Annotated in this window: 14 protein-coding genes; 6 read left to right on the top strand and 8 right to left on the bottom strand. The window is 72.3% G+C overall.

All coding sequences use genetic code 11. The features are described 5' to 3' along the window. Window positions 1-98 precede the first annotated feature (98 nt). Window positions 99-902, top strand: coding sequence for a class I SAM-dependent methyltransferase (locus ACIBEF_RS25055; RefSeq protein WP_396795575.1), 804 nt, complete (start codon window positions 99-101; stop codon window positions 900-902). 4 nt (window positions 903-906) lie between these two features. Here ACIBEF_RS25055 and ACIBEF_RS25050 read toward each other — a convergent pair whose 3' ends face one another. Together ACIBEF_RS25050 and ACIBEF_RS25045 are read right to left on the bottom strand one after the other, a co-directional pair. Then, on the bottom strand, window positions 907-1,698 hold the full coding sequence (locus tag ACIBEF_RS25050; RefSeq protein WP_396795574.1) for an SDR family oxidoreductase: 792 nt from the start codon (window positions 1,696-1,698) through the stop codon (window positions 907-909). Next, window positions 1,695-2,678 carry an LLM class F420-dependent oxidoreductase gene (locus ACIBEF_RS25045; protein WP_396795629.1) on the bottom strand — a complete coding sequence of 328 codons (984 nt, stop codon included), beginning with the start codon at window positions 2,676-2,678 and terminating at the stop codon, window positions 1,695-1,697. The genes ACIBEF_RS25050 and ACIBEF_RS25045 overlap by 4 nt, the downstream gene beginning before the upstream one ends. 153 nt (window positions 2,679-2,831) lie before the next feature. Between ACIBEF_RS25045 and ACIBEF_RS25040 the strand changes: the two genes are divergently transcribed. Both ACIBEF_RS25040 and ACIBEF_RS25035 read left to right on the top strand, forming a co-directional pair. Then, window positions 2,832-4,052: a low temperature requirement protein A gene (locus tag ACIBEF_RS25040; protein ID WP_396795573.1), complete on the top strand. Its 1,221-nt coding sequence runs from the start codon at window positions 2,832-2,834 to the stop codon at window positions 4,050-4,052. 47 nt (window positions 4,053-4,099) lie between these two features. Beyond that, window positions 4,100-4,963, top strand: coding sequence for a DUF1028 domain-containing protein (locus tag ACIBEF_RS25035; protein WP_396795572.1), 864 nt, complete (start codon window positions 4,100-4,102; stop codon window positions 4,961-4,963). 36 nt (window positions 4,964-4,999) lie between these two features. Here the strand turns inward: ACIBEF_RS25035 and ACIBEF_RS25030 are convergent, their stop codons facing one another. Further along, window positions 5,000-5,887: a phosphatase PAP2 family protein gene (locus ACIBEF_RS25030; protein ID WP_396795571.1), complete on the bottom strand. Its 888-nt coding sequence runs from the start codon at window positions 5,885-5,887 to the stop codon at window positions 5,000-5,002. Between the two features lie 170 nt (window positions 5,888-6,057). Between ACIBEF_RS25030 and ACIBEF_RS25025 the strand changes: the two genes are divergently transcribed. Next, entirely contained in the window at window positions 6,058-6,726 is a 669-nt protein-coding gene (locus tag ACIBEF_RS25025; RefSeq protein WP_396795628.1) for a DUF3159 domain-containing protein, read from the top strand. 318 nt (window positions 6,727-7,044) lie between these two features. Here ACIBEF_RS25025 and ACIBEF_RS25020 read toward each other — a convergent pair whose 3' ends face one another. Next, window positions 7,045-9,951 (bottom strand): glycoside hydrolase family 48 protein, encoded by a 2,907-nt coding sequence (locus tag ACIBEF_RS25020; protein WP_396795570.1) that lies wholly within the window; start codon window positions 9,949-9,951, stop codon window positions 7,045-7,047. A gap of 847 nt (window positions 9,952-10,798) precedes the next feature. Here ACIBEF_RS25020 and ACIBEF_RS25015 point away from each other — a divergent pair. Next, complete coding sequence (locus ACIBEF_RS25015) at window positions 10,799-12,142, top strand: GH1 family beta-glucosidase (protein WP_396795569.1); 1,344 nt, start codon at window positions 10,799-10,801, stop codon at window positions 12,140-12,142. 79 nt (window positions 12,143-12,221) lie between these two features. On the opposite strand, the gene ACIBEF_RS25010 is transcribed toward ACIBEF_RS25015, so the two are convergent. The 3 genes from ACIBEF_RS25010 to ACIBEF_RS25000 form a co-directional block, all read right to left on the bottom strand. Further along, on the bottom strand, window positions 12,222-12,635 hold the full coding sequence (locus ACIBEF_RS25010) for a roadblock/LC7 domain-containing protein (protein WP_196925059.1): 414 nt from the start codon (window positions 12,633-12,635) through the stop codon (window positions 12,222-12,224). A 5-nt stretch (window positions 12,636-12,640) separates the two neighbouring features. Then, window positions 12,641-15,175 carry a nitrate- and nitrite sensing domain-containing protein gene (locus ACIBEF_RS25005; protein WP_396795568.1) on the bottom strand — a complete coding sequence of 845 codons (2,535 nt, stop codon included), beginning with the start codon at window positions 15,173-15,175 and terminating at the stop codon, window positions 12,641-12,643. A 99-nt stretch (window positions 15,176-15,274) separates the two neighbouring features. Continuing rightward, window positions 15,275-16,687 carry an FGGY family carbohydrate kinase gene (locus tag ACIBEF_RS25000; protein WP_396795567.1) on the bottom strand — a complete coding sequence of 471 codons (1,413 nt, stop codon included), beginning with the start codon at window positions 16,685-16,687 and terminating at the stop codon, window positions 15,275-15,277. Window positions 16,688-16,891: 204 nt separating this feature from the next. Between ACIBEF_RS25000 and ACIBEF_RS24995 the strand changes: the two genes are divergently transcribed. Next, window positions 16,892-18,814 (top strand): anthranilate synthase family protein, encoded by a 1,923-nt coding sequence (locus tag ACIBEF_RS24995; RefSeq protein WP_396795566.1) that lies wholly within the window; start codon window positions 16,892-16,894, stop codon window positions 18,812-18,814. Window positions 18,815-18,908: 94 nt separating this feature from the next. Here the strand turns inward: ACIBEF_RS24995 and wrbA are convergent, their stop codons facing one another. Next, complete coding sequence (gene wrbA, locus ACIBEF_RS24990) at window positions 18,909-19,526, bottom strand: NAD(P)H:quinone oxidoreductase (RefSeq protein WP_396795565.1); 618 nt, start codon at window positions 19,524-19,526, stop codon at window positions 18,909-18,911. Between the last annotated feature and the right edge of the window lie 268 nt (window positions 19,527-19,794).

Raw genomic sequence — 19,794 nt, 5'->3', positions numbered from 1 at the left:
CGGGCCTCCTTCTGACGCAAACTTCTTGATCACCGGCGGCAGGGGCGGGGGTAGGAAACACGGTGGCGCGGGGGGTGCCCACCTACGAGCATCAGAGCGTGGATCAGCATTCGAGCGACATCGTCGACTACTACACCCAGCGCTACCGCGAGGACCAGCGGCTCACCGCCCGCCCGCAGGCGCGACTGGAATGGATGCGCACGACGCAGCTCCTGCGGGATCTCCTGCCCGGTCCGGGTGCCCGGGTGCTGGACATCGGTGGGGGCACCGGCGAATACGCCCGCGCCCTCGTACTCGCCGGCTACGAGGTCCGCCTCGTCGACCTGGTGCCCAGCCACGTCGCGCAGGCCCGCGACGGGCACCCCCCGGTCGAGGCACAGGTGGGCGACGCGCGTGCGCTTCCCGACGCCGACGGCGGGTATGACGCCGCGCTCCTGCTGGGCCCGCTCTACCACCTGGTACGCCGTGCCGACCGGCTACAGGCCCTCCGCGAGGCGGCCCGGGTCACCCGCCCCGGCGGTCTCGTCGTGGCCGCCGTCATCTCCCGCTTCGCCGGCCCGTTGGACTTCGCGGCCACCGGACGACTCGACGAGAGGCTGCTCGACGAGGCCAGGGCGCTGCTGAGCGACGGCGTCAACGATCCGCGCATCGGCTTCACCCACGCCTACTTCCACCGGGTCGAGGAGATCACCGACGAGTGCGCCGTCGCGGGGCTGACCGATGTCGTCGTACACGGTGTGGAGGGTCCGGCCTGGACGGCGGCGGAGGCGGCGGCGAACGGACCGGCTCGGGACGTCGTCTTCGCCGCGGCGTTGGACCTGGCCCGGCTCTACAGCAGCGAGCCGGCGCTGATCAGCTCCAGCGCCCACCTCCTGGCCGTCGGGCGCGTTCCCGCGCGGTAGCGGGTCAGGTGGTCAGCCGGCGGATGAGTTTGCGCATGCCGGCCTGCCAGCCGTCCGGGTCCTCGGCGCGACGGCGCGCGTAATCGGCGACCTCGGGGTGCGGCAGGATCAGGAAACGTTCCTCGGCCAGCCCGGCGACGGCCGCGTCGGCGACCTGGTCCGGGGTGAGCACCGCACCGGACGCGGCGACCACCCGGGCGCCCAAATGAGCGTCGGCGAGCCCGTCGGCGAGCATCGGGGTGTCCACCCCCTGTGGGCAGAGTGCGCTGACCCGGATGCCCCGGTCCCGGTAGGTGATGGCCAGCCACTCGGCGAACCCCACCGAGGCGTGCTTCGTCGCGGTGTACGGGGCGTCGCCCACAGCGGTCAGCACACCCGCCGCGGAGCAGGTGTGCAGCAGGTGCCCGCCGCCCCGGGCGAGCATTCCGGGCAGCACCGCGCGGGCCGAGTAGACGTGGGCGAGCACGTTGACCCGCCAGGCGCGGTCCCAACCGGCGTCGTCGACCTCCACTCCCCCGCCGGTGGTCACCCCCGCGTTGGCGCAGAACAGGTCGATCCGGCCGTACCGTTGCTCGGTGTCGGCGACCAGCGCGCGGACCTGCTCCTCGTCGGTGACGTCGAGGGCGCGGGCGTGCGCGACCGGGCCGATGCCCTGAGCCACCGCGCGGGCGGCGTCGGCGTCCAGGTCGGCGACCACCACGGCGGCGGCCCCCTCGGCGGCGAACCGGCGCGACAGCGCCGCGCCGATGCCGCCGGCCCCGCCGGTGACCACCACGATCCGGTCGGTGAGGTTCACGCGGACGCCTCCACAACGTTGGCGCCCAGGCTGGCGATGAGGCTGAGCAGCGCGCTCGCGCCGCCGGCGGTGACCTCGGGGGTGGGCAACAGCGCCATGATCGGCACGTCCACCCCGTTGTCGGCGTAGCGGCGCACCTCGGCGCGGCACCGCTGCGGTGAGCCGTGCAGCACCAGTGCGTCGACCACCTCGTCGGGTACCGCCGCGTTGGCCCCGCGCCGGTCACCGGCGGCCCAGGCCGCCCACATGGGCGCGAGCGTCTCGTCGCGGCCGAGCCAACGGTGGAACTCGGCGTACGCCCCGACGGTGAGGTAGCTGGTGATGAGCCGACGACCCAGCGCCCGGGCGTACGCGGTGTCCTCGGTGGGGCAGACGAAGATCCGGGCGGCGACCTCGAAGCCGGTGCGGCGCTCGCCCAGCTCGGCGAGGGCGCGCGGCACGTCGTCGGCGCCGAGCCAGTTGAGGATGACCCCGTCGGCTTCCGCGCCGGCCAGCCGGAGCATCCCCGGGCGCAGCGCGGCGAGCAGGATCGATGGCGGCACCGCCGGCGGTCGTTCCAGCGTGAACCGGCGGACGGTGAACGTGTCGTAGGCCTCGTCGACGGTTTCGCCGGCCAGCGCGGCGCGCAGGAAGCGCAGCACGTCTCGGGTGCGGCGGAACGGCTCGTCGAACGGCACGGCGTTCCAGTCCCGGACGAGCACGGGTGAGGACGCGCCGATGCCGAGCGAGAACCGGCCCGGCGCGGCCTCGGCCAGCGCCGCCGCGCTCATCGCCAGCAGACCGGGGCCTCGGGTGAAGACCGGTGTGATCGCGGTGCCGAGCCGCAACCCTGGCTGCCAGGCCGCGGCGAGCGCCAGCGGGGTGAACGCGTCGGTCCCGGCGACCTCGGACGACCAGACGTCGGTGAACCCGGCCCGGTCGAGGGCCGCGTAGGCCGCGTCGTGCTGCGCCAGCGCGATCCCGCTCAGCGGCACCGTCATGCCCCATCGATTCGTCACCGGTCGATCGTGCCCGTTGACGCAGGCCCGAGCAAGATCCCCGGGTTGGGCAGAATCGCCGGTTCCGACGGTGCGCTTCAGCGCAGGGTGCTACGACTTCGAGGTGGACCGGACCGACGGCGCAGGCCGCTGACCATGGGTTCCAGGGTAGCGGGACACCTGGAGCCGGTCCCTGCGGCGACCCCGCCCGGCCGGGCCACCTTTCTGGAACTCTTCTTCGATCTGGTGTTCGTCTTCGCGCTGACCCGGATCTCGGCGCGCGCGTTCGAGGATCTCACCGAGGACCCTGGTCGGGAGCACGGCTGGGCGACGGTCACCGGCAGCGGCAAGACGCTGCTGTTGCTGCTCGCGCTCTGGGCGGTCTGGCAGGGCACGGCGTGGACGACGAGCCGGTACGACCCGTACCGGGTGCCGCTGCAGACCGTGGTGATCACCGCGTTGGTGTGCAGCATGTTGATGGGGGTCGCGATCCCCCGGGCGTTCACCGAGACCGCGCTGATGTTCGCGGTGGCCTACGTGGTCGCGCAGGTGACCCGGCCGGTGATCCTGTCGATCGCGCTGGGACCGCACCCGTACCGCCGGCTGAAGGTGCGCATGGCGGTGGTCTTCGCCGTCAGCGGGGTGCTCTGGATCAGCGGTGCCCTGTTGGAGACCAACGCGCAGGTGGTGCTCTGGTCGGCGGCGCTGGCCATCGAGTACCTGGCCGCCCGCTGCGGCTGGCCGGTGCCCGGCCTGGGCCGTTCGACGATCTCAAAGTGGGAGATCGCCGGGGAGCATCTGGCCGAGCGGTACCAGCAGTTCTTCCTCGTCGCGCTGGGCGAGACGATCCTGGTGGCGGGTTTCGCGTACAGCAAGGTGCCGTACGAGATGTCACACGCGTGGGCGTTCGCGCTGGCGTTGGCCACGTCGATCATGCTGTGGCGGATCTACGTGCAGCGGGCCGGGCGGATCCTGGGCGAGGCGGTGATGAAGGCCCGACACCCCGCCACCATCGGCCGGTCGGCGGCCGACACCCACCTGGTGATGGTGATCGGCCTCGCTGCCACCGCGATCGGATACGAGTTGATCATCGAGCATCCGCTGGAGCGGATCCCGGGGCCGTGGTTGGCCATGGTCCTGGGTGGTCCGGCGCTGTTCCTGGCCGGGCGCGCCCGCCTGGAGTACGAGGTGTTCGCGCGGGTCTCCCCGTCCCGGTGGATCGCCGTCACGGTGCTGGTGGCGTCGTCGGTGCCGCTGCTGTTCCTGCCGGGTGTGGTCGCGGCCGCTGTCGGGGCGCTGGTGCTGGCCGCGGTCGCGCTGCTCGACGCCCGTCGGGCCCGGGGCGCCCCACCGGAGCCCGCCGCGCCACCCTTCTGAGCCTCGCGCGTCGATGTCACGCCGGGCCGGCCGGTTACTCTCGGCCGGTGACCTTCTCCCTCGTCGCCCGCTCCGCCGACGGCCGCCTGCACGGCGTCGCCGTCGCCAGCAAGTTCCTCGCCGCCGGGGCGCTGGTCCCGGCCGCCGCCGCCGAGGTCGGCGCGCTGGCCACCCAGGCCCACGTCAACCTCGCCTACCGCCCGCAGGGCCTCACCCTGCTGCGCACCGGGGTGGCCCCCGCCGACGTGGTAGCCGGGCTGATCGCCGCCGACCCCGAGCGGGAGCACCGCCAACTCGGCGTCGTGGGGGCCACCGGTGCGGGTGCCACCTGGACCGGGCCGGCCTGCCATCCGTGGGCCGGCGGGCGGACCGGCGACGGTTGGGCCGCGCAGGGCAACATCCTCACCGGGCCGGAGGTCGTCGACGCTCTCGGGGCGGCCTGGCAGGCGGGAGCGGCGCTGCCGTTCGCCGAGCGGCTGGTCGCCGCGCTGCGGGCCGGCGACGAGGCCGGCGGCGACCGGCGGGGCCGGCAGAGCGCCGGTCTGCTGGTGGTCGAGCGCGGCGGCGGGTACGGCGGCACCAGCGACGTGGTGGTCGACCTGCGCGTGGACGACCACCCGGACCCGGTCGCCGAGCTGGGCCGGCTGCTCACTGTGCACACCATGCTGTTCGGCCGACCCGACCCGGCGACCCTGCTCGACCTGAGCGGCGCGGTCGCCGCCGAGGTGGCGGCGTTGCTCGGCGCGCTGGGCCACCCGGTGCACGCCGACGGCACGGAAGCGGCGTTGATCTCCTGGGCCGGGTTGGAGAACCTGGAGGAGCGGCTGGTGCCGGGCCGCATCGACCCGGTGGTGCTCACCCACCTGCGCGGTGTCGCCCCGCACGTCCCCGCACCCCGCGCCGCGAGCTGACCCCGCCCGGCCGCCCAGGTGGCTACGCTGGCGGGCTCAGCCCTTGACCCGGGGCACCAGCCGGTGCACGACGGTGAGCGCCAGAGCCATCACCACCGCCATCGTGCCGGCGATCCCGGCGGCGCTGCCCGCGTACCCGACGAACAGAGGTCGGCGGGCCAGCTCCTCCGGCCCGACGTCGCGCAGGTCGAGCAACCAGGACAGAGAGAGCCCACAGGCCACCAGGGCAACCACACCACCGAGCCCGAGCACCAGCGCCGCGACCCGGTGCGCGTCGCCGGGGGCGATCTCGGCCTGCTCCCGCTGGGTGACCAGCAGCAGCAACCCGGCCAACGCCGCCCACACACCCACCACCAGGTACGCGGCGACGGCGTCGCTGGGTCGGTGCCAGCCGGCGGAGAGGGTGGCGACTCCGGCGACGGCGGCGTACCCGGCACCGATGAAGGCACCGACGGCTCGCACCTTGCGCGGCAGCACGAGCATCAGCGCGACCGCCACCGAGGCGGCCACCGTGGCGTGCCCGCTCGGGAGGCTGTTGCCCACCGCGGCGCGTTCCGGGTCGACACCGTAGTCGGGCCGGTTCAGCCCGTACTTGAGCAACTGGGTGGTGACGTTCGCTCCCGCGATCAGCAGGGTCGCGGTGATCGCCAGGGCGATCCGCCCCCGGATCAGCGCGATGAACCCGATCGTCGCAGTGACGGCCAGCAGCGAGACCACCGACATCGCGTTGAGGATCTTGTCGACGGGACCGTCGATCGTGTCCTGCCCGATCCGGTTGCCGGTGAGGGCGACCGTGTCCACCCACTGACCTATCTCGGAGTGCACGGCCACCCGCCACACGGCGAGGAAGGCGGCCGCCTGGACGAGGGCCAGTACGACCAACCAGACAGCGGTCCAACCCCGTGCCGTCGCGCGCATCCGCACACCGTAGCGGCAGGTGTCAGCGGTCCGACCGGTGGCCCGCCACCATCTGCCGGTTAAGTTGTGCCGGAGGCGAGGAGGCGGTGGTGAGCGGAGTACCGGAGCGCGACAGCGGCCCGACCGAGACCGGCCCGGAGCAGGGTGAAGGCGACAAGTTGGGGCCGGCGGGGCCGGTGCCGACGGGCGGCGACACCGGCCCGGGTGGGCCGGCGCGGGCCGAGTCGCTGACGGATCTGCTGGGCGGGCGACGCGGCGCGATCGACGCCACCCTGCCGCCGCTGGCCTTCGCGGTGGGCTGGCTGCTGGGCGGCGAGTCGCTGTGGGGCGGGGTCGGCGCAGCGTTGGCCGTGGGCGCGGTGGTGGCCGGCGTACGGCTGCGCCGGGGTGACCGGCCGCGCTCGGTGCTGATCGGGCTGCTGGCCGTCTGCGTCGCGGCGTTGATCGCGGTGCGCACCGGCCGGGCCGAGAACTTCTTTCTGATCCAGGTGCTGTCGAACGCCGCGAGTGCTCTGGCGTGGACGGTCAGCATCGTGGTGCGGTGGCCACTGCTCGGTGTGCTGGTCGGCGCGGTGCTGGGCCAGCGGGCCCGGTGGCGGCGCGACCCGGCGCTGCTGCGCGGCTACGGCCGGGCCAGTTGGGTGTGGACGGTGACCTACCTGCTGCGGGTGGCCGTGTTCGTGCCGCTCTACCTGGGTGGGCAGGTGCTCGCGCTGGTGGTGGCCCGGGTGGCGCTGACCTGGCCACTGGTCGCGGCGGCATTGGCGCTGAGCTGGCTGGTGCTGCGGCGTTCGCTGCCGGCCGGGCACCCGGGGTTGCGTCACCCGGTCGTGCCGCCGCGCTGACAGCCGGTCCCGCCGGCCGGACTCGGGGCAAAAAAAGTGGAGAGGCCGCCACGGGGGGAGCGGCCTCTCCGGTGACGTACGTTACTCCGTCACAGACCTCGGTGTGATCCCGCGACGGCCCGAATTTCTGGGCTTTTTCGCGGCTGGCTCCAGTCCGGGCGGTGGGGTGGGCCAGCCGATCCGCTGCGTCGGCCAGATGGCCGGCCCACCCCGGCCTGACCGTGGGTGTCAGGCCGTCCCGCCGACCCCGGTCCGTCGTTCCCCGGACCGGGGTCGAATCCCGGGGTGGGCGGTCCACGCCACCCACCCCGGGTCGTCTCAGCCGTTCGGGAACATGCTGCCGTAGTCGGCGTACGCCATGGCGACGTCAGCCTGCGCCCAGAACCGGTGGTAGTTGAAGGTCGGCTCCGGACCACCGTTCAGGTACGCCTGCACCTTGGGCCAGTCCGGGTCGTTCTTGTAGAAGGACCGGATGTCGAGGAAGCTCTTGCCGGCGGCGATGGCGTCGCCGTTCGGCATCTTCCCGGTCCAACCCGACGGGACGTAGAGGCCCTGCCCGGTGGACGCGTTGTACACGTCGTCGAAGCGCCGGTAGTCGCCGCGCGTCTCCGTGGTGGAGACACCCTTGGCGTCGCTGGCGGCCGACAGGGCGTCGAGCAGCCCCTTGGCGGTGGTCTTCGCCGCCGCGTTGCCCGACTTGGCCGCGTACGCGATCAGGATCCGGGCGTAGGCGGCGGTGACACCGACGTCCTGGCCCTTGCTGATGACCTCGACGTGCAGGCCGGTGTTGGGCTGCGGGTTGGACGGGTTCCAGGTGGTCGGCTGACCGGTCCACGCCATGTCCGACGGGATCGACCAGTTGGTGCCGAGGGTGGTGTTGGCGATCGCCCAGGGCACCCACTTGTCCAGCAGCGCCTTGGCCTTCGCGTTGCCGGTCTGCTGGTACAGCTCGGCGATGCGCTGCATCGACCAGGCCTGCATTCCGAACCACTGGTTCGACGGCGGGTCGTTGTAGACCGGGTCGACGTCGTAGAACATGCCGTAGAAGGTGCTGGTGCCGGCCGGCGGCTGGGCGTAGCTACCGTCCCAGCTGTTCGTGGCGCCACCGGCGATGCCACCCTCGGCGGACTGCAGCCAGGTGTAGAACTCCAGCTGCCGCTCGAAGCTCTTGGTCCAGTCGGCGACCGCCGTCGACGACTGCGGCTTGAGCTCCGGGGTGTTGGTCAGCGCCCAGGCCGCGAACGGGTTCTGGTAGCCGAAGTGGTTGTGGCTGGAGCCGATCCGCCAGGACCAGTTCTGGCTGGCGTCGTACGCGCCGCCCCAGGCGTAGTACCAGGACAGCAGGTAGTGCGCCGAGTCCTTGCCGCTGCCGGCGGGGCAGGTGCTGGCCCCGACGCAGTTGCCGATCTTCTTGAAGTACTTGTCGAACATCGCGTACCGCAGGTAGTCGCCCATCTTGGCGGCCTTGGTGATGGTGGCCGCGACGTCGGCCTGCTTGTTCTGCGCCTTGGACCAGGTCAGCGCCCAGTACGCGGCCTGCACGGCGCGGGCGTCGGCGTCCGGGGCGTTGGTGTACTTCCACTGCTTGGCGGGGGCGCCGGTGTCCTTGACGAACAGGTCGAGGTAGCCGTACTGACCGCCGTGCTTGAAGGTGTCGCAGGAGGGCTGCGGGATGGTCTCCCACACCGACTCCTGGGTGCCCCGCTGGAAGGTGTTGATGTAGGCCGGCTTGGTGGTGCCGTCACCGCAGCGGCCGAAGCCGTAGGTGTTGTCGACGTCCATCAGCCAGTGCATGCCGTAGATGTCGCCGGTGCCGTAGGTGGACTGCAACTCCGAGCGGAGCGGGTCCTGGCCGACCGGGACGTTCGGGTTCAGCGCCGACGGGTACTGGCTGGGCAGGTTGTACTCCGCGGCGTACTGCGGCGTCCCCGCGGACCCAGCAGTTGGCTGGTCGGCGTGCGTGGGGATGATGTACTTCTCCATCACCGTCCAGGCGTTGTTGAACGGGGCCCAGTTCTGGGTGACCTTGCCGTAGTAGGCCTCCAGCCAGAGCCAGAAGCTGAACGCCTCCGAGGTGGTCTCGTGGCCGTGGTCGGGCGCCTCGACGATCAGCGTCTCCACCGAGTGGTACGGCACGCCCTCGGGGCTGAAGTAGCCCGAGTTCTTGATCTTGCCGTACTGCTCCAGGAACTTCGCGGTGTAGGCGTTGTCGCCGCCGGGGGTGTCGTTGTCGATCTCGGTGGCGCTGACCGCCAGCGAGGCGAGACCGGTGGCGGACGCGGTGATGGTGGCGGCGCCACCGACGGTGTCGGCGTCCTCCGCCGCGGCGACCGTGACGGTGACCCCGGTGTTCCAGTTGCTCGGGGTCAGCGTGACGGTGGCCGGCGAGACCGTGACGTCGGTGTCACCGGTGCGGGTGAGGGTGACCGGCACGTTCGCCGTCGGGGCGGCGCTGAGCTTCAGGTTGAAGGTGGCGCTGCCACCCTCGGCGACGCTCACCGCGGACGGGGTGGCGACCAGTGTCGGGCCGGTGGCGGCCCCGACGGTGAACGCCTTCTCGTCGACCCCGATGCCGTTGGCGTTGTCGTAGGCCTTGGCCTGGACGGTGTAGCTGCCGGCCGGCAGGTCCTCCTGCGTGTACGCGTACGGGGCGGAGGTGTCGGTGTTGATCAGCAAGCCGTTGCGGTAGAACTCGACCTTGCTGATCGTCCCGTCCGGGTCGCTGGCGGTGGCCGTCAGCGGCACGTCGGCCGGCGCGGTGAACGGCCCGCTCGGCAGGCCGAGGGAGACCGTCGGCGGCTGGTTGGCCGGGGTGCCGTTGCAGGGGGTGCCGTTGAGCGTGAACGAGGTGGGCTTCGGGTTGCTGCCCGAGTGGGCGCCGTTGAAGCCGATGGTGGTGGAGGCCCCGGTGGCTAGGTTGCCGTTGTACGACTCGTTGGTCGCGGTGACCTCGCTGCCGGTCTGGCTGTATCGGGCCGACCAGCCCTGGGTGACCCGCTGACCGCTGGTCGGGAAGGTCCACTTGAGCGTCCAGTTGCTCACCGGGTCACCCAGGTTCTTGATGGTGACGTTCGCGGTGAAGCCGGTGTTCCAGTCGTTGGTCGCGTAGACCACGTCGCAGGCCGGTGCGGCCTGTGCGGCGCCGGCAGGCAGGGTCACCCCGCCGATGGCGAGCAGCGCGGCGGCGGCGAGCGCCACGCGGCGGCGTATTGCCAGTTGTCTCATGTGCGCGGTGTCTCCTCGGACCAGGCCGGGATGGTCCCCGGCGAGGCGCCTGCCCGCGGCGGTGGTGGTGGTCCGCGGGGATGTCGAGGCGCCGGGAAGGTGGTCTTCCCCGGGCCCGGCCGGGGTAGGGCGGTCGCGGCCCGCACGGGAGGGGGTCCCGCCGGCTGCGCTCGGGTGACCGTGACCGGAGCTGGCGCTGCCGGTTGCCCTCGGTGGACCCGCCTCACGCGATGTGGCTCCTGTCGCGTCGAATCGACAGTGTGCCATGGAAGCGCTCCCACAACAAGCGCGCGGAGCGCTGGATCAGCTCCTTGTTTCGATCTCGTTTTGGGTCTTTCACAAAGGCGTGACGGGCGTTACAGTCGCAACATCGGTCGATGGGAGCGCTTCCATCGACAAGGTTCCAACAAGAAGATCACTGGGGTCGTCCTGACGAGCCCAGGGAACCAGACCGAGGGCCGACGACGGGCCAGCCCGGACGCCGTCGTCAGCCATCGTCCCGCCACAGGGAGGGAGGTGGAACCAGAGCCACTCGCGTGGCCCGGCTCCCGCGCGACACGCACGGCAGGACCCAAATTCCGCCCGCGTGTGTGCAGTTACGGTGGGGACGGGGGTTGCCCTCCCCCGTCCCCACACTAAACCCCCGTACACGATAGGAAAAGAGGCCGACGGGACAGGCGCGCCGCGCCGCCCGGACGGCCTCGTTCGCTGCTCGGGGCCCACACCCGCCTCCCAACCGTCAGCGCCGGCCGTTCTGACGGCCGGCTGACCGGCCGGCAGCGTCTGCCCTATCATGGGAGCGCTCCCGAATCCTTCGTCGGTGGCCCCGTATCCATGAGGAGAATCCATGTCGATACCTACCGGGCCCGCCGGCCCGCTGCGCTTCCCGGACAACTTCGGCTGGGGCGCGGCCACCTCCGCCTACCAGATCGAGGGCGCCGCCAAGGAGGACGGGCGCGGCGAGTCGGTCTGGGACACCTTCAGCCGCGTCCCAGGTCGCACCCGCAACGGCGACACCGGCGACGTGGCCATCGACCACTACCACCGCTACGCCGAGGACCTCGACCTCATGCGCGACCTCGGGTTGCGCAGCTACCGCTTCTCCATCTCCTGGCCCCGGATCCAGCCCGACGGCACCGGCACGCCCAACCAACGCGGCCTCGACTTCTACCGCCGCCTCCTCGACGGCCTGCACGAGCGCGGAATCACCCCGATGGCCACCCTGTTCCACTGGGACCTCCCGCAGGCGCTCCAGGACACCGGCGGCTGGGAGTCACGCGACACCGCCCACCGCTTCGCCGACTACGCCGACGTGGTCTTCCGCGCCCTCGGCGACCGGGTGCCGGCCTGGCTCACCATCAACGAACCCAAGACCGTGGTGCAGAACGGCTACCTCACCGGCCACCACGCCCCCGGGCGGCAGGACCCGGACGCCGCCTACCTGGTCGCCCACCACCTGCAACTCGCCCACGGGTACGCCGTCGCCGCGCTGCGCGCCACCGGCAGCGACAGCCGCATCGGCCCCGCGCTCAACCTGCACCCCTGCTACCCCGCCGACGACTCCCCGCAGGCTGCCGCGGCCGCCCGCCTCTACGACGCCTACGAGAACCGCCTCTACCTCGACTCCCTGCTCAAGGGCAGCTACCCGGAGGACCTGCTGGCCGACCTGGGCCCGCAGAGCCGGATGGCCCAGGGCATCCGCGACGGCGACCTGGAGACCATCTCCGCGCCGGTCGACCTGCTGGCCGTGCAGTACTACACCCCGATCTACGTCACCGGCGACGGCGGCACCACGCACCGCTGGGAGACCTCCGAGGCCGAATGGCAGCAGATCTACCCCGAGGGGATGTACGACCTGCTGACCCGGATCACCCGCGAGTACGGGCCGATCCCGCTCACCATCACCGAGAACGGGCTGCCCACACCGGACACCCTGGGCGCGGACGACACCGTCCAGGACATCGGGCGGATCAGGTTCCTGCGCGACCACCTCACCGCCGCGCACCGGGCCATCGCCGAGGGAGTGCCGCTGGAGAGCTTCCACGTCTGGTCACTACTCGACAACTTCGAGTGGGACCAGGGCTACGACCAGCGCTGGGGCCTCGTCTACGTGGACTACGCCACCCAGCGTCGGGTGCTCAAGAACTCCGCCACCTGGTACCGCTCGGTCATCGCCGACGGCGGCTTCTGAACGCGCCGCCACCCGGACGCCCGGGCCCGGACGGCTCGGCTCGGGTGAGCCGCGACCGTCCGGGCCTCGGCCGGCTCACTCAGCGGGGCAGCGCCTGCTGCAACTCCGCCCGCAGGGCCGGGGTGAGCATCTCCCCCGCCTGCTTGGCCAACCGGGCCATCTCGTAGCCCACCACGCCGATGTCCGCGTCACCGGCGGCCAGCGTGGCCAGAATCGAACCGTCGCGGATCTGCATCACCAGGAAGTAGCCCCGGCCCATCTCGACCACCGTCTGCTTGACGACATCGCCGTCGAACATCGAGGCCGCGCCCGCGGTGATACTCATCAGCCCGGAGGTCACCGCGGCGAGCTTGTCCGCGTTGTCACGCGGCAGGTGATCGGAGATCGCCACCAGCAGCCCGTCGGAGGAGACCACCACCGCGTGCGCCACACCCGGCACCCGCTCCGCGAACGCGCTCACCAGCCAGCTCAGGTCACGCGCCTCCTGGCTCAACGTCGTCACTGTCGTCGTCCCCCTTCGTCGTGCCCCTGGGACGGTGGCACGTGTATCTCGGTGGTGTCCTCAGCCTCGGCGCGCCGTACTCCGCTGTAGAGCCGCGAGAGCATGCCGCCGACCGCCTCCGGGTCCGGGTCGGTGCGGGTCGGTGCCGTCATCGGTTGTGCCGAACGGGTGACCGCGCTCAACTGCGCCATGGGCACCCGCACCGGCAATCCCCGCTCATTGGTGCCGGCGGTCACCGGGATCGTCGGTGGCGCCGCCGCGGCGGGCACCACCGACGCCGGACCCTGCCGCGAATACCAGCCCCCGCCGGCACCGCGAGCGGCGGCGGGGGTCAACACGTCCTCGGCGCGTACCGGCACCGGGCGGCCCTGACGCGGCACGCCGACGCCCGGCGGGCGACCAGCCACCGGCAGGTCCCGCACCGCGCCGTTCACCAGCGGGGCAGCGGCCGGCCGGGCGGCCCCCGGCTGCGGAACCACCCCTCGTGCCGCGCTCGCCGCCAGCATCCGCGCCGACGGGGGCGCGTCCAGCTCCACGTTGCCCGGCGGCGCCAGCAACTCCGCGGGCAATGCGAGCCGGGCGACCAGGCCGTCCTCGCCGCCCTGCAACCGCACGCGGACGCTCAACCGGGACGCGAGGTGACTGACCACGAAGAGCCCCATCCGCTCCACCGCCGCGACGTCCGCGGCCGGAGGGGTGGCCAGCACCTCGTTCGCCTGCACCAACGCGGTCGGGCTCATACCCAGACCCCGGTCGACGATCTCGATCAGCGCACCGCCCGCCTCGACCCGGGCGGTCACCACCACGACGGTGTCCGGGCGGGAGAAGGCCGTGGCGTTCTCCAGCAGCTCGGCGAGCAGGTGCACCAACTCGCCGACGGCGTGCCCGACCACGTGCACGTCGGCGACCGACTCGATCCGGACCCGCTGGTACTGCTCGATCTCCGCGGCGGCGGCCAGCAGCACCGCACCGAGCCCGACCGGCCGGTTCCACCGGCGGGTGGAGTCGGTGCCGGCGAGCACCAGCAGGCTCTCGTCGTTACGGCGCATCCGGGCGGCCAGGTGATCGAGCTTGAACAGGTTCTCCAGCTGGTCCGGGTCACTCTCCTCGCGCTCCAGGTCGTCCAACAGTTCGAGCTGACGCTCCACCAGCACCTGGCTGCGGCGGGCCAGGTTGACGAACATCGCGTTGACGTTGCGCCGCATCAGCGCCTGCTCGACGGCGACGGTGACCGCGCTGCGGTGCACCGCCACGAACGCCTCGGCCAGCTCGCCGATCTCGTCGAGTGAGCGGACCACCGCCGGCGCGACGTCGATGCGCGGCACCCCACCGGTGACGGTCTTCAGTCGGTCCAGGGCGTCCGGCAACTCGACCTGGGCGATCCGCAACGCCTGGCTGCGCAGCAGCCGCATCGACCGGGCGACCGAGCGACCGATGAGCAACGAGATCAGCAGCGCGGCCAACAGGACCGTGACCACCCCGCCGACGACCAGCAGGGTCGTCCGCAGCTGATCGTCGCTGGCCTCCTCTGCCTGGCGGACAGCGTCGTCGAGCACCCCCGCCTCAAGCTGACGCAGCAGCTCCTGACGCTGCTGGCTGGCCGACCACCACTGCTCCGACGGCAGCACCTGCGGCGACGCACCGCCGGAGGACAGGCTGCGCTCCTCCAACCCGGTGGCGACCAGGAACATCGGCGACACCGAGGTCTCGTCGTAGCGGCGGATCTGCTCACTGGTCGCGGCCACCCGGAACGCGCCGAGCGCGGTGAGTTGCTGACCGCGCAGGTCGGCGAGGATCACCCGGTCCTCGGTGCCGTACGCACCGGCGCGGGCGGCGGCGTAGAGCTGGGCCCGCACCCGGGAGGACAGCTCCTTGACCCGGGCCAACTGGACGTAGCGCAGCACCGCGTCGTTCAACGCCGGCTGGTCCTGCCCCGGCGTCGGTTCGGCGAGCAGGTCGAGCAACGCCCCGACGGCCCGGTGGTAGTTACCCAGGATGGTCTCGGTGCTGAGCACCGCCGGTGGGATCGCCGAGCGGATGTCGACCACCTGGTCGTACGCCTCCAGCGCCTCGGAGAAGGCCACCCGCCAGGACGCGTCCGCGTCGGCCAACGGCTCGGCGGCCCGGCTGAGGTCCACGATGGCCTTGTCGGTGGCCTCCTGCAACGGCTTCAGGTCGTTTGCCGCGGCCTGCCGGTCACCACCTTTACGCAGCTCACCCAGCTCCCCCGCCGAACGGTCACGCTCCTGCTGAAGCTGGTGCACCGCCGCGGTGATCTGCCGGCCGATGCCGACCTGACTGGAGAAGTCGTTCAACGCCGTCGTCCGCCCCACCAGGGTGCTGGTCTGCACCCCGGCGAGCAGGAGGAACGCCATCGACGGCACCAGCAGCACCGTGGCGAGCTTCGTGCTCATCCGCCAGTCGCGCAGCCGGAACGGCGACCGCCGCCGATGCGGAACGACCCGGACATCGAAGCGACGTCGGCGATGGTTCGACACCGCGCCGTTCGCCGGGTCGGGACCTGCCGCCACCCTGCCTCCTCCGTCCTACCGCGTCCACCACGGTCGGGGGAGCGCAGTCCATCCAACCAGGCTCGGTACCGCTGTCAACGGCCCGGGCGAGGCCGAGGTTCAGGAAGGATACTGCGGGTGGGAACGTCCTGCCGTGGTCGGCAAAACCAGCTCGTCCGTCCGGCCGATGTCGGCGAGCTGGATCGCGTCACCGAAGCGCCCCAGCGCCACCAACGCGGCACCGGTGGCGCCGATCTCCGGGTTGCGCTGATGCGACACCGGCCGCGGGGCGAGCGCGGTCGCGAAGGCCTGCCGCCACCACACCGAGGCGGCCACCGCACCGCCGCCCAACACCACGCTGACCGGTTTGTCGATGGTGGACTCCAGCACCCCGAGATCCTCGGCGACCAGCTCACACAACCCCTGCATCAGCCCGGCCAGGATGTCGACCGAGGTGGTGCTGAAACTCAGACCGCGCAGCTCACCACTGCCCGCCGGGGCCAGCCCCGGCGCCCGGTCGCCACCGAAGCGGGGATTCGCCGGCCGGCCACCACCCGTCGGCACCAGCGCCAGCGCCGCGTCCAGCTCAGCGCCCTGCGGCAACCGCAGCTCCCGGTTCGCCCAGGCGAAGAGGTTGCCCCCGTTGGCGTACGCGGCCCCCGTCACCACGTGCTCGTGGTCGACCCGGTAACGCCACAACCGTTCGGGCAGGCGCGGCATCGGCTCGCCGGCCGGGATCCGCTGCATCAGCCGTACGGCGGCGGAGGTGCCCACCGTGACAGCGACCCGGCTCGGGTCGACGCAGCCCGAGCCGACGTTCGACGCCCCACCGTCGCCCACCGGCGGCGACCAGCGGGCCTTCGCCAACTGCGGCCACCGACGAGCCAGGTCGACCCGGAGCCGGCCGTGCCAGTCCAGCTCGCCCAGCGGCGGCAGCTCCGTCGGCCGCGCCTCGGCCAGCGTCAGCGCCTCCTCGTCCCAGCGCAGGGTGCGCAGATCCAGCAGACCGGTCCCGGAGGCCTGGGAGATCGACATCGGTGCCGAGTCGAGCAACTCGCCCAGCACGTACTCGGGCAGACCCACGAACCGGGCGATCGGGGTGCCGGACTGCTCCCGCAACCAGGGCAACCGCATCGACCAGTACGAACGGTGCCACCAGCAGCCGGTGCGCTGGTGGAAGCCGTCCGGGTCGGCCGGCCCCGCGGTGCGCCCTACCGGGGCGGGCCGGGTGTCCAGCCAGGTGACCACCGGGCCCAGGGGAGCGCCGTCGCGGTCCAGCGGGAGCACGGAGTGCCACTGGGCGGAGACCGCCACCAGGCCGACGTCGTGCAGGTGCCCCGAGTCGGCCAACTCGTCCAGGCACTCGACCAGGCTGGCCAGATAGTCCCGACCGGACAGCGTGCCGGTGCCGTCGTCGCCGATGGCGAGGTCGACCTTGCGGCGGGCCAGAGCGCCGGGCAGCGGCTGGGTGTCCGCGTCCAGCACCAGCCCGCGTACCGAGGAGGTGCCCAGGTCGAGCGCGAGAATGTTCATCGCCGGTCAAGTTACCCCGTGCCAGCCGGCCGACGGGCGCGTAGGGTGGATCACATGCTCGCGCAGTTGACCGTGTGGTGGCCCGCCGACCCGGCGGCCATCTCCCGCGCGTAGCTCCATCCACGCGGCCGCCATCGAGGCGGTCGCCGGATCTCCCGGCTTAAGGGCCGCCCGACGGCGGCACCCAGCCCGACGGAGAATCCGATGACCCACCTGACCGACCTGCTCGCCGCCGTCGCCAGCGGCGTCGACCCCGGCCCCTTCGCGCTTCTGCGCCGTGAGGGCGCGGACGACCTGGACCTGTTTGCCGGCCCGGTCGACACCGTCGAAGAGCTCACCGACCTCCCGCTGCCGACCGGCCCGCCCGGGGCGCGGACGCTGGCCCTGGTGCCGTACCGGCAGATCACCGAACGCGGCTTCGCCTGCGTCGACGACGCCGCCCCGCTGGAGTTCCTCCGGATCCGCGAGCACCAACGGATCACGCTGGCCGACGCCCTCGCCGCGCTGCCCGACGAACCGGTGCGCACCACCGACGCGGGCTTCGACGTCAGCGACGACGAGTACGCGCGGACCGTGCAGCGGGTGCTGTCCGAGGAGATCGGCCGCGGTGAGGGCGCGAACTTCGTCATCCACCGTGCCCTGCACGCCACCGTTCAGGGCCCACCGCTGGCGGCCGCGCTGGCCGCGCTACGCCGGCTGCTGATCGCCGAGCGCGGCGCGTACTGGACGTTCGTGGTCCACACCGGCACCCGGACGCTGGTCGGCGCCAGTCCGGAGCGCCACGTCAGCGTCGACGACGGACTGGTGATGATGAACCCGATCAGCGGAACCTTCCGCTGCCCCGGTGGCGTCGCGGACCGGGCGGCACTGCTGCGTTTCCTCGCCGATGAGAAGGAGATCGAAGAGCTCTACATGGTGCTCGACGAGGAGCTGAAGATGATGGCCGCCGTCGCCGAGCAGGGTGGGCAGGTGATCGGACCGCACCTGAAGGAGATGTCGCACCTGGCGCACACCGAGTACCTGCTCGCCGGGCGGGGCACCCGCGACGTGCGGGAGGTGCTGCGCGAGACGATGTTCGCCCCCACCGTCACCGGCAGCCCGATCGAGAACGCCTGCCGGGTGATCGCCCGGCACGAGCGCCGGGGCCGGGGCTACTACGGGGGCGTGCTGGCACTGCTCGGCCACGACGAGACCGGCCGGCAGACGCTCGACGCCCCGATCCTGATCCGAACCGCCGAGATCTCCCCCACCGGCCGACTGCGGGTGCCGGTCGGCGCGACCCTGGTCCGGCACTCGACGGCGGCCGGCGAAGTGGCCGAGACGCACGCCAAGGCCGCCGGGGTGCTGGCCGCGCTCGGCCTCGGGCCGGCGGCGTCCGTCGGCGACCGCGGGCCGGTCGCGCGGCTGGTAGACGACCCGGCGGTACGCGACGCGCTGGCCGCCCGCAACGCACCGCTCGCGCGGTTCTGGCTGGACCAGCGGTCACCGGACGCGCCCGGACTGCCCGGGCTGGTCGGCCGCCGAGCGTTGATCGTGGACGCCGAGGACACCTTCACCAGAATGCTGGCCCACCAACTGAGCGCGTTGGGCCTCGCGGTGACCACCCGTGCCTGGCACGCGAGCGGCCCGGTCGACGACTACGACCTGGTGGTCGTCGGTCCCGGGCCGGGCGACCCGGGCAGCGCGGACGAGCCGAAGATGCTGGCGTTGCGCACGCTGCTGACCGGGCTGCTGACCACCGGCCGTCCCACCCTCGCGGTCTGCCTCGGCCATCAGGTGCTGGCCGGGTTGCTGGGGCTGACGCTGCACCGCCGGGACGCGCCCTACCAGGGGTTGCAGCGGGAGGTGTCGTTGTTCGGCCGCACCCGCCGGGTCGGGTTCTACTCGACGTTCACCGCCCGCTCCGACGCCGACCGGCTGGCCACCGCGTACGGGCCGGTGGAGCTGGCCCGCGACCCGGACGACGGCGCGGTGCACGCCCTGCGGGGCCGCGGCTTCGCCGGGGTGCAGTTCCACGCGGAGTCGGTGCTCAGCCCCGACGGGCTCGCCGTGCTGAGCGAACTGCTGACGGAACTGCTGCCCGTGTCACGCCCGGACGAGCTGTCCGCGATCCGCGAAGGCGCATAGTCGGCCCGGCCCGGGGGTAGGGCTGGATGGACCGGTGGCGCGGCGGGCCGAGAGCCCCCGCCCGCGCCACCGGTCGCCCTCGTCCCACGTTCGGTCAGCCGGCCATACCCGCCTTCAGCGCGGTCCCCAGCAGCACGGAACGCCGGGCGGTCAGCGCGCAGGCCCCGAGGGCCACGGCGTCCGGCGCGATCTCCCCGTTGTTGCTGGTGTGCGAGGGACCGTACGGGTTGCCGGCGATGAACTGACTGGTGTCGGTGTAACCGGGGGTGACCACCACACCGCCCCAGTGGTAGAAGACGTTGAAGAGCGAGGTCAGCGTGGTCTCCTGCCCGCCGTGCGAGGTCGCCGTCGAGGTGAAGGCGGAGTAGACCTTGTTGGCCAGCGCGCCCTGGGCCCAGAGCGGGCCGGTCGTGTCGATGAACTGCTTCAACTGCGCGGCGATCATGCCGTACCGGGTCGGCGCGCCGAGAATCACCACGTCGGCCCAGGCCAGGTCGTCGATCATCGCCTCGGGCACGTCCTGGGTCTCCAGGTGGTGCGCCTGCCACCCGGAGTTGGAGCGGATCGCCTCGTCCGGCGCCAACTCGCGCACCTTGCGCAGGCGTACCTCGGCACCGGCGTCCCCGGCGGCCTCACACACGGCCTGCGCCATCTGGTACGTGATGCCGGTGGCGCTGTAGTAGATCACCGCTACCTTGGTCTGGGCAGCCATCAGAGTGTCCCCTTCTCGTCTCGGATCAGCTCCCGCGACTACCCGCTGCGGACGCGCTCTAACGACAGCCTCCGGGGCCGCCGGCTACCGGCACGGCCGGCTCAAGTTTTCCGCAACTTCCCGGTCGTTCCGGCCCGCCGCCACGCCCGGACGACGATCCTGGTGCCATCGGTGCCGGCGGGATCGAGCCGCCGCCCCGCACCGGGGACCTGAACGGGGGATCGCGCTCCGCCGGCAACGGCGCTGGCGTAGCGCGATCAGGGGACGA

Origin of the sequence: Micromonospora sp. NPDC050795, from assembly GCF_044456785.1 — a bacterium.
Taxonomy (GTDB): domain Bacteria; phylum Actinomycetota; class Actinomycetes; order Mycobacteriales; family Micromonosporaceae; genus Micromonospora.
This window is presented reverse-complemented; position numbering and strand designations above follow the sequence as displayed.

Bases quoted from the DNA above. Each gene is read 5' to 3' on its own strand.
- wrbA (WP_396795565.1), bottom strand. From the start codon at position 19,526: ATGGCTGCCCAGACCAAGGTAGCGGTGATCTACTACAGCGCCACCGGC.
- ACIBEF_RS25045 (WP_396795629.1), bottom strand. From the start codon at position 2,678: ATGACGGTGCCGCTGAGCGGGATCGCGCTGGCGCAGCACGACGCGGCC.
- ACIBEF_RS25040 (WP_396795573.1), top strand. From the start codon at position 2,832: ATGGGTTCCAGGGTAGCGGGACACCTGGAGCCGGTCCCTGCGGCGACC.
- ACIBEF_RS25015 (WP_396795569.1), top strand. From the start codon at position 10,799: ATGTCGATACCTACCGGGCCCGCCGGCCCGCTGCGCTTCCCGGACAAC.
- ACIBEF_RS24995 (WP_396795566.1), top strand. From the start codon at position 16,892: ATGACCCACCTGACCGACCTGCTCGCCGCCGTCGCCAGCGGCGTCGAC.
- ACIBEF_RS25000 (WP_396795567.1), bottom strand. From the start codon at position 16,687: ATGAACATTCTCGCGCTCGACCTGGGCACCTCCTCGGTACGCGGGCTG.
- ACIBEF_RS25020 (WP_396795570.1), bottom strand. From the start codon at position 9,951: ATGAGACAACTGGCAATACGCCGCCGCGTGGCGCTCGCCGCCGCCGCG.